Source organism: Terrisporobacter othiniensis, assembly GCF_000808015.1.
Lineage (GTDB): Bacteria > Bacillota > Clostridia > Peptostreptococcales > Peptostreptococcaceae > Terrisporobacter > Terrisporobacter muris.
Genome location: NZ_JWHR01000099.1, coordinates 54,277 through 68,849, shown reverse-complemented (window position 1 = coordinate 68,849; position 14,573 = coordinate 54,277). Strand labels below are relative to the sequence as shown.

Sequence of the window (14,573 nt, the reverse complement as noted above, 5' to 3'; positions counted from 1 at the left end):
CTCTTGCCCCCTAAGCATTTTCTATTTCTTTTGCAATATCAATCGCTGATTGTTTTGGATTTTCACTTTGAGTTATAGGTCTTCCAACAACTAAATATTGTGCGCCATTTCTTATAGCCTCAGCTGGAGTTACTACTCTTTTTTGATCTCCTGCACTAGACGATGCTGGTCTTATTCCTGGACATACAGTCACAAAATCTTCTCCACAAACTTCCACTATTCTATCTACTTCTTTCGCAGAACATACTATTCCATCTATCCCTGATTCCTTAGCTAATTTTGCTCTTTTTATTACTAATTCTTCTGTTGTCATATTACATCCTATATCTTGTAAGTCTTCGTTACTTAACGATGTTAAAACAGTAACTCCTACAATTATAGGTTTTTCTATATTTAATTTTTCAGCTTCTTCCTTTGCTACTAATGCACATTGTCTCATTCCTTCCAAATCAGAAACGTGTATTGTCATTAACCAAACATTGTCTCTAACTGCAGCTCTAACTGCACTTTTCATTGTATTAGGTATATCGTGGAATTTAAGGTCTAAGAATATTTTTTTTCCTTTTTCCTTAAGATAATCTACTGTTTTACCCTTAGTAGCAACATATTGTTCTAGTCCTACCTTAAATATGTCTACACTGTCTTCTAGCTGGTCTATTAATTCCTTAGCTTTATCAAAATCATCTGTGTCAATAGCGACAATTAATCTGTCTTTTCCATTTATCATTTTTCTTCACTCCCTCTTAATAAAGCCCATTAAAAAAATCCTTACACCAAAAGAGGTATAAGGATTGTGTATGCATAATCTAAACAATATAATTAGTATTAGTTATGTGTTATCTTTATCAGCCTCTCTGGACTATTTTAAAAGACTTTATTATATTTTTCGTTTTACTAAAATTTCTTTAATAAATAAATAAAATAATAGTACAAGCCTCTCTGGACTTTTATACAAATTATTTTCTTTTTATTAATGTTAAGTTTATATAATTATTACATTTATTCTATTTTGTGTCAACTGTTCTTTGAATAAGAATTTAAATTTTATTCTTGATTTTTATCTATAATACTTATAAAATATTCTTTTTTTCTTCTATCTTTTATATTTTTTTTAAGGTATTCTACTTTTAAGTTTCTTTCCTTGCAACATATATCAAAATGCCTTAAAGCAGCCCCCATACTAATTTTATTTTCATCATCAATATTTAATCTTTTCTTTTGAACACACTCATATAAATCAAATCCATAATCCTTTTCCTTGAATGCCCAAGGCTGTTTATTCATAACAGAAGGTGCTACACTTACTCCCTCCAATACATCATGCCACTTTGGATTGAATTCTTTACAAATTTCTTTTATTTTTTTTCTATCATAGCTTCTTTTGCTCTTTCTAAATAAACTATCAAATTCATCCGGATAGCCTATGGCTAATAATGAAACTGGATATTCTATTTTACTCTCATCTATATCCAAGTCTTCATCGTCATCATATTCACTATCTATTTCATCTAATTGTACAAATTCTTTTACATCTTCTCTCTTTAATTGGCATTTTAGCCAACTAGTTCCCACTCCTAAACAAGTTAATTCTAAAATTAGCTTTTCCATAGCAAATCCTACATTCTGTAAGTAGTCTTCACCTTTATTTGAAGTTATAAGTATATAATGGGGAGCCTTTACTGCAGACTCTTTACCTATCAAAAAATGTATTAAGTGTCCTCTCTCAATTAAATGGGCTTTAATATTTAAATCGTTATTTAGATAAGTTATATTGCCACATATTTTTTTTATTTCTTCTAGTAATGGTTTTTTTATTACTTTATTTGAGTAGCTTTTTATAGTTTTTCTATAAAAAATAGCATTATATAACTCCATCTATAACCTCCTAACTGAAATGTTTTCCCATCCTCTATCATAAATATATTTAATTTAGATGTTATCTATTTCTTAATTTATCATTACTATTTTATTATAAGATTTTTATAGGCTTTTTAAAATATAATATTTTGTTTTTGTACAATTTTTTTATAAAAATATTTATTTCATGAAACTACTATAATAAGTTTATGCATGATTATTATTAATATGATTAAAACTATAATATAATGTTATAATGTTATTAGAATATTTTGTAACAGGAGGATTAAAATGGATTTTAATAGAAATTTAGAAAAATATGCTGAACTAGCAATTAAGGTTGGCGTAAATATTCAACCAAACCAAACTTTACTTATTAGAACTCCAATTGAGTGTGCTGATTTTGTAAGACTTGCTGTTAAATCTGCTTATAAAAATGGTGCTAGAAACGTATTTGTCGAGTGGTCAGATGAACAATGCTCTTTATCGAGATATTTATATGCACCAGATGAAGTTTTCAATGAGTTTCCTCACTGGGTATCAGATCAATATGTAGATATAGCAAAAGAAGGAGGAGCTTTCTTAAGTATTCATGCTGCTAACCCTGATTTACTTAAAGATGTAGATCCTGAAAGAATAGCTAACTATCAAAAGGCTTCTGGTATAGCTTTAAAAGAATGGAGATCTTACACATTAACTGACAAGTGTAAATGGAGCATAGTTTCTGTTCCAACAAAGCCTTGGGCTCATAAGATTTTCCCAGATGTATCAGAGGAAGAAGCTGTAGAAAAACTTTGGGATTTAATATTTAAATGTACAAGAGTAGACAATGATGATCCTGTTTCTGCTTGGCATGAACATAATGAAAATTTAAAAGAAAAAACTGACTTCTTAAATGAAAAGAATTTTAAGACATTAAAATATAAATCAGCTAAAACAGATCTAACTATAGGTTTACCTGATAATCATACTTGGGAAAGTGGCGCTTCTATAGATCCTAACGGAGTTAACTTTAATCCAAATATGCCAACAGAGGAAATCTTCACTCTTCCTCATAAATACCAAGTTAACGGTGTTGTACATAGCTCTAAACCTTTAGTTTATGGTGGAAATGTTATAGATGATTTTTCTTTAACATTTAAAGACGGAAAAATTATAGAATGCTCTGCTGTAAAAGGTGAAGAAACGTTAAAGAACCTTATTGAAACAGATGAAGGTTCTCACTACTTAGGTGAAGTAGCCCTAGTGCCTTATTCATCACCTATATCAGATACAAATGTAGTATTTTACAATACACTGTACGATGAAAATGCCTCTTGTCACTTAGCTCTTGGCTCAGCTTATGCTACTTGTATAAAAGGTGGCGCTGACTTACCAAAAGAAGAATACGACAAATATGGTATCAATGATAGTTTAACTCATGTTGACTTTATGATTGGTTCTCCTGACTTAGATATAGTTGGAGAAACTCATAATGGAGAAACAATACAAATTTTTAAAGATGGAAATTGGGCGTTTTAAACTTAAATTATTTATTAATGAATTGACTTTATTTAAAACAAAAAGAGGCTATCAAATAGCCTCTTTTTATGTTGACGAGAAATTTTTAATTTTGTCTAATCTAAGCAATAGATTAGTTATTATTTAATATTAACATATTAACACAATTTATAATATATATTTTACTTATTTTTAGTACATAAAATTATAAACTGCTTCTCTATTCTAACATATTTTCATATTTTTTTTCAATTATATTTTATTGTTAAAATTTATTTTAGCTATTTCTACTGCAGACTTTGCATCTTTAGAATAGTAATCTGCATTTATCTTTTGTGCATACTCTTCTGTAACTACTGCACCACCTACAAACACTTTTGCATTAATACCATTTTCTTTTAAAGCGCATATTGTTTTTTTCATATTTTCTACAGTAGTAGTCATTAAAGCACTAAGGCCTATAAGCTCTATATTTTCTTCTTTAGCTCTTTTTACTACTTCCTCAATAGGAACATCTTTACCTAAGTCTATAATCTCATATCCATAATTTTCAAGCATTATTTTTACTATATTCTTACCAATATCATGTATATCGCCTTGAACAGTAGCAACTATTATTTTTCCTTTTGAAGATGTATTATTATTCTTACTCAATCTCTCTTTTATAATATTTAATGAAACTTTTACCGTTTCTGCTGATTGTATCATTTGTGGTAAAAATAACTCACCTTTATCATACTTAGATCCTACCACATCTAAAGCTGGTATTAAAACTTCATCTAAAACGTAGTGCTCATCTTTCGAACTTAAAATTTGCAAAGTTAAATCCTTAGCTTCCTCTTTTAATCCTCTTTCAATAGCATCTTCCAATGTTAAATTATCATGATTTTTACTTTCTTTTTGTTTATTATCTTTTGAAACATCTCTAAATTTTTCAATATATTCTAAGCAACCTTTATCCATATTACTTATTACTTTGTAAGCATATACAGACTCTACCATTGCTTTATCTTCTGTATTTATTATAGGTAAATCTAGACCTGATCCCAGTGCCAAATTTAAATAGGTATTGTTTAATCCCTGTCTATTAGGTATACCAAAAGATATATTCGAAACACCTAATATAGTTTTACAACCTAATTTTTCTTTTACCATTTTTATTGCTTTTATAGTTTCCATAGCTTCATCTTGTTGGGCTGATACTGTAAGAGAAAGACAATCTATAAAAATATCTTTTCTTTTTATTCCATATTCTTCTGCTCTTTCAACTATTTTTTTTGCCACATTAAATCTACCTTCTGCAGTACTTGGTATTCCTTCTTCATCTAAAGTTAGACCTACTACACAAGCTCCATACTTTTTAACAAGAGGTAATATTGTTTCTAAGGACTTTTCTTTACCATTAACTGAATTTACTATGGTTCTACCATTGTAATATCTAAGACCAGCTTCTAAGGCCGCTACATTTGATGAATCTATTTGTAAAGGCGTATCTACAACTTCTTGTATGCCCTTTACCACTCTTTTCATAGCTTTTTCTTCATCTAATTCTGGTACTCCAACATTAACATTTAGAATTTCCGAACCTTCTTTACTTTGTTCAAGTGCTAGATTTATTACATAATCATTGCTTCCACTAGTATACGCATCTATCAGTGGTTGTCTTCCAGTTGGATTTAGCCTTTCTCCAACTATGGCAGGCCCTTGTATATCAACATATTTAGCAGCAGAACACACAATTGTAGATTCTCTTCTTTTAGGTTCTTTCTTTTGTAACTGATCTATATTATTACAAATCTCTTTAATAAAAGTTTCATTAGTTCCACAACATCCACCTATAATAGATACTCCTAAATCAACAAACTCTTTTACTCCTTGGAAAAATTCCTTGGCAGTCATTTTATATACTGTTTGATTATTTTCAATTACAGGTAAACCTGCATTTGCTTGAACTATTACTGGAACATTTGCTAACTCTGTAATTATTTTTACTATTGGTAAAAGCTGTTTTGGACCAAGAGAACAATTCACTCCAAGAGCATCTACTCCTAATCCTTCTATAGTAGCAACCATAGCCTCAGGTAAGCATCCTGTAAAACTTCTTCCATTTTCATCAAATGTCATAGTGCATATAACTGGTAGATTTGTATTTTCTTTTGCTGCAAGAACTGCAACCTTAGCCTCGTAAAGATCCATCATTGTTTCTATTATAATTAAATCAGCACCACTTTTTTCGCCTTGTATAGCCTGTCTTTTAAATATTTCATAAGCTCTATCAAAAGATAATGTTCCCATAGGTTCTAACATTTCTCCTATTGGTCCAATATCTAGCGCCACGAATCTAGGCTTGCTTTTATCACTTTCACCTATTGCTTGCTTTGCTATTGTAATAGCATTATCAATTATTTCTTCTACTGTATATCCTAGTTTAGTAACTTTTAATTCATTACATCCAAATGTATTTGTAGTTAATACATTACAACCAGCTTCTAAATATTTTTTATGTATTTTCAGTAATTTATCAGGATTTTTCATTCCAAATATTTCTGGGTTATCCCCAATAGGAAGGCCTTCTTTTTGAAGCATTGTTCCCATTGCACCATCAAATATTAGTAAATTATCTTTTAGATATTCTTTAATTCCCACAACCATCGCCCTCCTTTTTATAATCACAATTATGTCTATTATTGCAATTCTCACAAGATTTTTTAGTATTACCAATTCCTTTATGAGAAACTCCAATTAAAGCTACTACAGATTTTCTAGGAATCATTATTCCACTATCTGTTACAGTTAATCCTATTTCTTTTTGACTGTTTAATAGATTATTAATATCTGAATTTTTTTCTATAGATAAGTCTCCATATCCTGGGCTATATCTATAGGTTATATATTTATCTTCTTTTAATAGTTGTTTCGCTATATTATCTTGTACTATATCACAAGCTTCTTCTATTGCTGTTGTAGCACAAGCATCTATTATAATTCCTTTTGTTAAATCTGTATAAGTTAATTTTCTAATCTCTCTTTCTACCTCTAACCCTAAAGTAGCAGACATTAATATACATTCGTCACATTCTAATAACAAATTATATACATCATCACTTTGTAAAATAAGATTAGACCCCTCCAAATAAACTTCATTCTTTTTATTAAAAAATTTTGATTTTTTTACTCCATATTTTCTAAATACAAATCTAGGATTTATAATTTCTTTTGTTTTTTTTATACACTGTTTAATTTTATCTGATAAATCACTCTCTATATCTTGATCCTTATATTGTAAATATCTTAAAACTTCCCTCTCATCTATTTCAATTAAATTTTTAATATTATCCTTCATATTATTCTCCATAAATATTTAAAGAGAACCCTTCTTTCAATGCTTTTTTTGCATACTCTTGTGCCCCAAATAGTGATAAATCTCTGTAGTTTCCACATTCTACTGCAGAAGCTGCTACCATCTCTTTACAGTCTATCACCTTTTGTAAAGCTCTTTCCAATCCTAATTTAACTAAGCTAGGCTCTACGTCCCCCCACATTATCAAATAGAAACCTGTTCTACATCCCATTGGAGATAAATCTATTATGTTATCCATTTCTTCTCTTAAGTATGTCGCTAATAAGTGCTCTAAACCATGTATAGCTGCCGTCCCAAAAGCTTCCACATTCGGCTGTAAAAATCTTAAGTCAAATTTACTAACTTTATCCCCCATTTTTCCATCTAGCACACAACATTTTCTTACATAAGGTGCTTTTACTTTATTATGATCCAATTTAAAACTTTCTACTTTTTCCATATTCCAAACTCCTTATATCAAATTGTTAATATATTATCCTAAAATAACATTAATATTATTATAGTATTATTTTTTACTTTTTTCATAAATTTTTCTAATTTTTAGACAAAAAGCCTTCACCACTTTTTCATGGTAAAGGCTTAGTAATATCTTTGTTTTATCCTATTTGTAATACTTTTTCTATTTTATCCTTTATACTTATTTTCTCTTGGTAAACTTTTTTATACCAATCATATAAGAGTGATACTCCATCACTTAATAATATATTTGGAATATATAATCCATGCTGTATTATTTTATCTATATCTAAGTAATTTCTTTCAAACTTTTGTTTTATATCTGCATCAATAATATTTGCATCAATATATTTAATATTAGCTTCTTTTCCTACAATTTCACTACATGTATTAATGTATTCCTCTAATGAGATTAATTGAGGATTTGTTACATTATATATTTCTCTAACATAAGTAGTTTTTATTAAGCTAAATAATACCTTTACAAAATCATCTATATAAATAAATTGTGCTTTTAAATTACTGTTTTTAGGGATTTTTATTGGAATTGATTTTTCTATTTTATGAAAAAAATATTCTTCTTTGGATATTTTATTTTTATCTCCATATATATTAGATGGTCTAATTATAATATAAGGAATGGGCGTATTCTTAATAAATTCATCTATCCTCAGTTCTTCCTTTTTAATATTATTCTCCTGAGATGATATGACTATATACTTTTTTAACACTTCACTATTTAAATTTTCAATAAGTATTTCTGCATCTTCTTTATTCTTTATACTTATATCATAAACATAATCATACTTCTTATCTTTTAAAATCATCTTCATTTCATCTGCATTTTTTCTATTGCAAATCAGATGTTTTCCTATCCCATCATAATCGATTGATCTAATTCCTCTAGTCATTATGTCCACATCATATTTCTTTTTAATTAAGTACTTAGCTAATGATGAACCAACAAAGTCACTACCTCCCATAATTAAAACCGAATACATTTACAATACATCCCCCTTTATATCATAATAGTTCCTTATATATAGTATCATAGTTTTATCTCATTATATGCTTTGTTATTTTTTTAATTTTCCTCATTATTTTTATACTTTTCACATTGTTTTTTCTATCATAAAAATAGTATACAATTAAGTTGAAAAATTTGATTTTTATAGTCGAAAAGGATGAAATATAAAATAATTACATTTCATCCTTTTCTTTATTTATTATTTATTATTTCCTCGATTATTAATGAACTTTCTCTTTCTATTTCTTCAATATAATTATGAATATAAATGCCATTTCCACAAGCATATACCCCTTCTTTTGAAGTCATATATTCATCATTAACTTCTGGTCCAGTAGTATCTGGATTTAATTTAATTCCACTTCTCATAGCAACTAATCCATCTGAAAGTTGCGATTTTGCAAATAATATTGTATCACAAGCCACTTCTATTTCTTCATCACCATTGTTTAAAATTACTTTTTCCACTCTACCTCTACCTTGTATATTTGATATTTCATAATTATAATAAATATTTTCTGTTAATCCATAAGTGTTTATGTCTTCTTTGTCTGAAATAATTCCTACAATTTCTACATTGCTTCTTTTTAGCTCTTTCTCAATCATATATAAGGTATTCCAACCATTTATAAGTATTTTTCTACCTGGTACTATATTGTCCATAGCAAAAATTTTCTTTGCCATTCCTACAGTATATATGCCTGAACATCTACTTCCCACCATAGCTATAGCTTTTCTAGATCCTTCTTTTGCTCCATTTGCTAATATAATTTTATCACCTTTTATCTTTTCAATTCCATTAGCTGGGCTTGTACAAAGAACTTCTTTATTTTCTTCAATCTTTAATACCATTGTATTTAATTTTGTTTCAATGTTATATCTTTCATATTCTTCTATTAAATATTTTCTGTAAAATTTTCCTGTAATCTTTAACTCATTACTTATATTGTAATTTCCTAGACACAATGCTCCTCCAAGTATATTATCTTTTTCAATTAATAATACATTTTTTATACCCAATCTTTTAGCTTCTATGGCACAAAGCATACCTGCTGCACCGCCACCTACAATTATTAATTCATATACTGCCATAGGTTAATCCTCCTTAAATCCTACTACTGAAGAATTTTCAACATCTTTATTAACTTCACTTATGTCTATATCCAATTCTCTACTTAAAATAGCGCTTATAGGTATCATACAGCCAATTCCTTGACACCCTCCCATCATCGCTCTTGTTCTTCTTTTTACTCCATCTAAAGTTCTTGCTCCTAAAGGTCTTTTTATTGAATCTATTATTTCACCTTCTGTAACAAATTCACATTTACATATCATTTTCCCATAAGTAGGGTTTGAACATATTAATTTATTTTTTTCTTCTATACTAAGTTCACTCATTCTTATCATTTTTGTTCTATGAGCTTTAAAGTTTATTTTCTCTTCTAATTTTAGATTCTCTTTTATTAAATCTATTACATAATTAGCTATAGCTGGAGCGCAAGTTAAACCTGGAGAATCTATTCCTATTACATTAATAAAGTTTTTAGCATCCTTAACCTCTTCAATAATAAAGTCTTGTGTTTTCACCTTAGGCCTTATTCCACTAAAAGTATTTAAAACTCTATCAAAAGGTATTTTTTCCATAGTCTTTTTGCTTTTATATATTATTTCATCTATTCCACTTCTTGTAGTTTTTATATCGTCAGCATCACTAGGAGTAGCGTTTGGCCCAATTAGTAAATTTCCATCTACTGTTGGAGTAACTAATACTCCTTTACTTAACACATTTGGTACTTGAAATAAAGTCTTTTTACAAAGTTCACCTGCTATTTTATCAAGTAAACAATATTCTCCCTTTACTCCTTCTATTTCATACTTAGTTTCACTTACTAAATTATTTATAAATGCACCACCTAATCCAGCTGCATTTATAACTACTTTTGTTTCTATAGGCTCTTTATCTTTTATAATCAGAGTATAATAGTCTTTATGTTTTTTCAAATCTATTACTTCATGTCCTAGTAAGAAATCTACTCCATTCTCACACGCATTTTCAGCAAAAGCCAAGGTCATTTCATAAGGACTTACTATACCTGAATTCTTTATATGTAAGGCTCCTACTACATCACAATTTATATTTTTCTCTAAATCTAAAACTTCACCTTTTTCTAAAATTTCTAACTCTTCTATTCCTAAATCTTCACCGTTGGATTTTAGTTCTTTTAATTTTTTAAATTCATCTTCGTTAAAAGCTAATACTAAGGAACCATTTCTTTTGAAAGGAAATTCTAATTCTTCAGCTAAAGAATCTATTATTTTATTGGCTTCTAAATTTAATTTAGCTTTTAATGTTCCTTTTTTTTCATTATATCCACCGTGTATAATCCCACTATTTGCCTTAGATATCCCTTCTGAAACATCTTGATTCTTATCTATTACTAATACACCTAAATTATATTTAGATAGTTCTCTGGCAATAGAACAACCTACTATACCAGCACCTATAATTACAACGTCTTTCAAAACCATTCCTCCTTAAATTATTGTTAAATTTAATATTTACTAAATCCTTCAAATTTATCGATATTTCAATATTATAATCCTCTAAGGATTTATTTTCCATATGTTTTATTATGAAAAATACTTATTATTACCATAAAAAAAACGTATCAATACTATTGATACGTTTTTATCTTAAACAGCTAACTTCTCTTCTTCAGAATTTAAATTAGCTTTTTCTTTTTGTTTTTTCTCTATCATTATTATTACTCTATCAACTACTAATCCATTCATGACAACAGCCAATAAAGAATAAAATCCTTTATCTAGTCCAAATGTTAAAGCTCCACATATAACAACAGCTAAATCAACTAACAATAAAGATATTCCCAAGTTAATAGTAGAATATTTATTAAGTATTTTTGCTAGTATATCCGTTCCACCTGTTGAAGCATTTATCGCGAAAGTAATACCTATACCCGCTGCTATTACTACAGTACCCATTACAACTGCTAATAATAAATTATTCGTTAATGCATAAGAATGCATTACCTTCTCCATAAAGTCCATTACAAATGATAATGCAAAACTTGCATATATCGTTTTCATGCCAAAATCTCCACCTACTAGTACAAACGCTATTACAAATAATATTAAGTTACCTAAAAATATAATAGTTCCTACTGATAGTACAGGAACGAAGTTACTAATAACTAAAGCTAATCCACTTAAGCCACCACCTGCTATTTCATTTGGTGCATAAAAATATTGTATTCCAAATGCTACTAATATTACTCCAATTGTTATGGTAATGTAGTCTCTTATAGTTGATATTAAATTATTATTTTTTTTCATATTTTAAATTCCCTTTCATATTAAAAAAGTTATATATTTTTACAACTTAAGAATATATTATACTACATATTTGGATAAAATATATTAGTTTTTTAGTGGTAAATAGTCATTTTATTTACTGTTTTTCATTTTTATATAATTAATTAACAATTTTATCCTATGATATAATTGATATGGGAGTTGATAATATGTTTTTTATTGGTGGTATATCTAATGGAGAAAAGAAGTTAGATTATGTTCAAAGTATAGTTTGCCCTAGGTGTGGTGCCTTTGGAAAAATGGAAGTTTATATGACTTATATGTGTTTTAGTTTTTTCTTTATTCCCATTTTTAAATGGAGCAAAAAATACTTTGTAAAAAATACTTGTTGTAATAGTATTTATATTTTAGATAATGATATAGGAGTAAGAATAAACAGAGGAGATAACATATTAATTTCAGAAAATGATTTGCAACTAGTAAATTATAACCAACCTACTGTGAATAAATGCTCTAATTGTGGATACATAGGTAATGAAGATTTTCAATATTGTCCTAAATGCGGACAAAAATTATAGAATTAGAGTAATAAAAAGATAATGACAGTTGAACTTAATTTGTTCAATTGTCATTATCTTTTATTTTATAAAGAATATACATCTGAAAATTCTATATTGCATTTATCTATCTTTGAGTGATCCTCTATTGAGTGGACAACTACGTCTTCATTATTTATTGTTTTTATGGGAATGTAAAAAATAAATTCTACCCCACTCTCAACATCTGTATTTAACCATATTTCTCCATCATGCATTTCAATTAAGCGTTTAACTAGATATAATCCTATTCCACTACCTTCACTACTTCTTCTTAAATGATTGTCCACTTGAACAAATCTATCAAATATCTTTTTCGAATCTTCTTCTGATATAGCAGGACCATTGTTTTTTAAATGAACAAATAGTTTCTTTTCATTATGATTCACTTTTATATCAATATGAATTTCACCGTCTTCATTTGTAAACTTAAGGGAATTAGAAATTAAATTTAAAATTATTTTTTCTATAGCATCTGGATTACATGCTAGAATTAACTCTTCTTCTTCTGTATCAAATGTTATACTTTTATTTATATCTTTTATATAATCTGCTGTAGATAAGACTATATCTTCAATTATATTAATTATATTATGATTAGTAAGTTGTATTTTCTCATATTTGCTGTCAATCTTCGTTGTATCTAAAATATTATTTACTAGTCTTAATATTCTATATCCATTTTGTTTTAATGTTTTTAAATATTTAATTTTTTTTGTTTATCTAAGTTTATTCCATTATCTTCCATAGATGATATTAGTAGTTTTGCAGTCATCAAAATTATATTTATAGGTGTTCTAAACTCATGAGACATATTTTCTAAAAAGTCTACCTTTATCATTTCAACCCCTATAGCCTCTTCTAATTTTTCATTTTCACTTTGTAAATATTTAGCCTTTTCCTCAAACTTAGTTAATCTATGTCTTAATTTATTTTTATATTCTATATTTACAATTAATATACTAAGTTGACTACACAAATCATTTATAAATCCATCATAGTCACTTGTATATTTTTTTTCATCTTTATAATGTATATACATTAATCCTATTAGCTCTTCCCTAAACTTTAATGGAAATATTTTCAACTTTGACTCAGGATATAATTTATATTTTTCTATATAATTATCTTTAAATTCGTTATTTAAACTATTATCTACATTAATGTCTAATTTATCTTTGTATAGTTTAGAAAATTTCTTATAATCTATATTTATTGGGTATTTTCACAAAATATATCGTTTTCATTACTTAAGTAATTCTTTAAATTATCACCATTTTTATCTACTAAGAATAAATTTATACTTGTACATTTTATCATTGAATCTAGGTTTTTTAATATTCTACTTATAGCTTGAGTACACTCTATATCTTCTAATTCTTCCATATTACTAACAAATAAATTTTCTAATTCTTCATTGATTTTTTTACCATAGCTATATTCATTTGAAAATCCACTTATAAATTTTACATTTTCATCTTTATCTTTTATAGGAAATTTATATACCCTATAAAATTCATCCTTATCGCTATAGTATTCATGTTCATAAAATAGCTCTCTTTTCTCTTCTAAAACTATTTTATCTGTTTCATCACATTTACAACAAAATTCCTTAGGCCTAATTTCCTTATCTGATTTTCCTATTATATCTTCTTTATCTAGACCTATTTTATTAGCACCCCTTTTATTTATGTACACATGTTTTCCCTCTTTATCTTTTATCCAAACTTCATAAGGTATGTGCTCTAATATGCATTCTAAATCCTCTATTGTATATAACCTTTGGTCATCTTTAGATTTTTTGTCCATATTACTCTCCTTCAATACTTTTATATACGCCCTTTTTATTTTACATTTGTATGTTTGTTATTTAAATAATACCAAAATGCGCCTTTCATAAAAAGACTTTATTTTCATTATTTATACATATCAAGTGATTTTTTATAAAATAAAATAGAACTAGGTTTATACCTAGTTCTTATTTTTATACTATGCTTTTTTTACAACACTTGATTTTAGCTTCATAGCTCCAAAACCATCTATTTTACATTCTATATCATGTCCATCAGCAGCATCAGGAACTAAACGTATACTTTTAACTTTTGTTCCTATTTTTATAGAAGATGAAGCACCTTTTACTTTAAGATCTTTTATTACTGTTACAGCATCTCCATCATTTAATATATTTCCGTTTGCATCTCTTATTACATTCTCTTCTATAGCCTCTTCAGTTTGTGACCATTCATGAGCACATTCTGGGCAAACATATAAAGTTCCGTCTTCGTAAGTATATTCTGAATTACATTTAGGGCAATTTGGATAATTTTCCATAATATTATTTCCTCTCTTTCTTATGTCTAATTCTTAAATAGAATTTTTTATTTATATAATAGCTTTATAGCCTTTCATATTGTATCACATTTTTATAACTTAACAATATACC

15 protein-coding genes are annotated in these 14,573 nt (G+C 27.6%); 2 read left to right on the top strand and 13 right to left on the bottom strand.

Going from position 1 to position 14,573, the window contains the following annotated elements; genetic code table 11:
* Nucleotides 1-10: 10 nt before the first annotated feature.
* Together pyrF and QX51_RS11240 are read right to left on the bottom strand one after the other, a co-directional pair.
* Nucleotides 11-727, bottom strand: a complete 717-nt coding sequence (gene pyrF, locus QX51_RS11245; RefSeq protein ID WP_039680002.1) for an orotidine-5'-phosphate decarboxylase — start codon at nucleotides 725-727, stop codon at nucleotides 11-13.
* 317 nt (nucleotides 728-1,044) lie between these two features.
* Complete coding sequence (locus QX51_RS11240; protein WP_039680001.1) at nucleotides 1,045-1,875, bottom strand: nitroreductase family protein; 831 nt, start codon at nucleotides 1,873-1,875, stop codon at nucleotides 1,045-1,047.
* A gap of 273 nt (nucleotides 1,876-2,148) precedes the next feature.
* Here QX51_RS11240 and QX51_RS11235 point away from each other — a divergent pair, with 273 nt between their 5' ends.
* Nucleotides 2,149-3,378 (top strand): aminopeptidase, encoded by a 1,230-nt coding sequence (locus tag QX51_RS11235; RefSeq protein WP_039680000.1) that lies wholly within the window; start codon nucleotides 2,149-2,151, stop codon nucleotides 3,376-3,378.
* A gap of 231 nt (nucleotides 3,379-3,609) precedes the next feature.
* Here QX51_RS11235 and QX51_RS11230 read toward each other — a convergent pair whose 3' ends face one another.
* From QX51_RS11230 to QX51_RS11200, 7 genes are all read right to left on the bottom strand, one after another.
* Nucleotides 3,610-6,009: a homocysteine S-methyltransferase family protein gene (locus QX51_RS11230; RefSeq protein WP_152607235.1), complete on the bottom strand. Its 2,400-nt coding sequence runs from the start codon at nucleotides 6,007-6,009 to the stop codon at nucleotides 3,610-3,612.
* Nucleotides 5,993-6,700, bottom strand: a complete 708-nt coding sequence (locus QX51_RS11225; protein ID WP_039679999.1) for a vitamin B12 dependent-methionine synthase activation domain-containing protein — start codon at nucleotides 6,698-6,700, stop codon at nucleotides 5,993-5,995. The genes QX51_RS11230 and QX51_RS11225 overlap by 17 nt, the downstream gene beginning before the upstream one ends.
* A gap of 1 nt (nucleotide 6,701) precedes the next feature.
* Entirely contained in the window at nucleotides 6,702-7,157 is a 456-nt protein-coding gene (locus QX51_RS11220) for an S-ribosylhomocysteine lyase (protein ID WP_039679998.1), read from the bottom strand.
* A 157-nt stretch (nucleotides 7,158-7,314) separates the two neighbouring features.
* Nucleotides 7,315-8,175 carry an NAD-dependent epimerase/dehydratase family protein gene (locus QX51_RS11215; RefSeq protein ID WP_039679997.1) on the bottom strand — a complete coding sequence of 287 codons (861 nt, stop codon included), beginning with the start codon at nucleotides 8,173-8,175 and terminating at the stop codon, nucleotides 7,315-7,317.
* 218 nt (nucleotides 8,176-8,393) lie between these two features.
* Complete coding sequence (locus QX51_RS11210; protein ID WP_039679996.1) at nucleotides 8,394-9,293, bottom strand: NAD(P)/FAD-dependent oxidoreductase; 900 nt, start codon at nucleotides 9,291-9,293, stop codon at nucleotides 8,394-8,396.
* A gap of 3 nt (nucleotides 9,294-9,296) precedes the next feature.
* Nucleotides 9,297-10,730, bottom strand: a complete 1,434-nt coding sequence (locus tag QX51_RS11205) for an NAD(P)/FAD-dependent oxidoreductase (RefSeq protein WP_334291548.1) — start codon at nucleotides 10,728-10,730, stop codon at nucleotides 9,297-9,299.
* Between the two features lie 165 nt (nucleotides 10,731-10,895).
* Nucleotides 10,896-11,555: a YitT family protein gene (locus QX51_RS11200; RefSeq protein WP_039679994.1), complete on the bottom strand. Its 660-nt coding sequence runs from the start codon at nucleotides 11,553-11,555 to the stop codon at nucleotides 10,896-10,898.
* A gap of 188 nt (nucleotides 11,556-11,743) precedes the next feature.
* Between QX51_RS11200 and QX51_RS11195 the strand changes: the two genes are divergently transcribed.
* Nucleotides 11,744-12,112 (top strand): zinc ribbon domain-containing protein, encoded by a 369-nt coding sequence (locus QX51_RS11195; protein WP_039679993.1) that lies wholly within the window; start codon nucleotides 11,744-11,746, stop codon nucleotides 12,110-12,112.
* Between the two features lie 65 nt (nucleotides 12,113-12,177).
* Here QX51_RS11195 and QX51_RS21215 read toward each other — a convergent pair whose 3' ends face one another.
* From QX51_RS21215 to QX51_RS11180, 4 genes are all read right to left on the bottom strand, one after another.
* Nucleotides 12,178-12,600, bottom strand: a complete 423-nt coding sequence (locus QX51_RS21215) for a sensor histidine kinase (protein WP_278246225.1) — start codon at nucleotides 12,598-12,600, stop codon at nucleotides 12,178-12,180.
* Between the two features lie 227 nt (nucleotides 12,601-12,827).
* The gene (locus QX51_RS19545; protein WP_052233013.1) at nucleotides 12,828-13,172 is read right to left on the bottom strand and encodes a histidine kinase dimerization/phospho-acceptor domain-containing protein; all 345 of its coding nucleotides are present in this window, start codon (nucleotides 13,170-13,172) and stop codon (nucleotides 12,828-12,830) included.
* Between the two features lie 170 nt (nucleotides 13,173-13,342).
* Nucleotides 13,343-13,939 carry a PAS domain-containing protein gene (locus QX51_RS11185; RefSeq protein ID WP_039679992.1) on the bottom strand — a complete coding sequence of 199 codons (597 nt, stop codon included), beginning with the start codon at nucleotides 13,937-13,939 and terminating at the stop codon, nucleotides 13,343-13,345.
* Between the two features lie 180 nt (nucleotides 13,940-14,119).
* Nucleotides 14,120-14,461 carry a zinc ribbon domain-containing protein YjdM gene (locus tag QX51_RS11180; RefSeq protein ID WP_039679991.1) on the bottom strand — a complete coding sequence of 114 codons (342 nt, stop codon included), beginning with the start codon at nucleotides 14,459-14,461 and terminating at the stop codon, nucleotides 14,120-14,122.
* Between the last annotated feature and the right edge of the window lie 112 nt (nucleotides 14,462-14,573).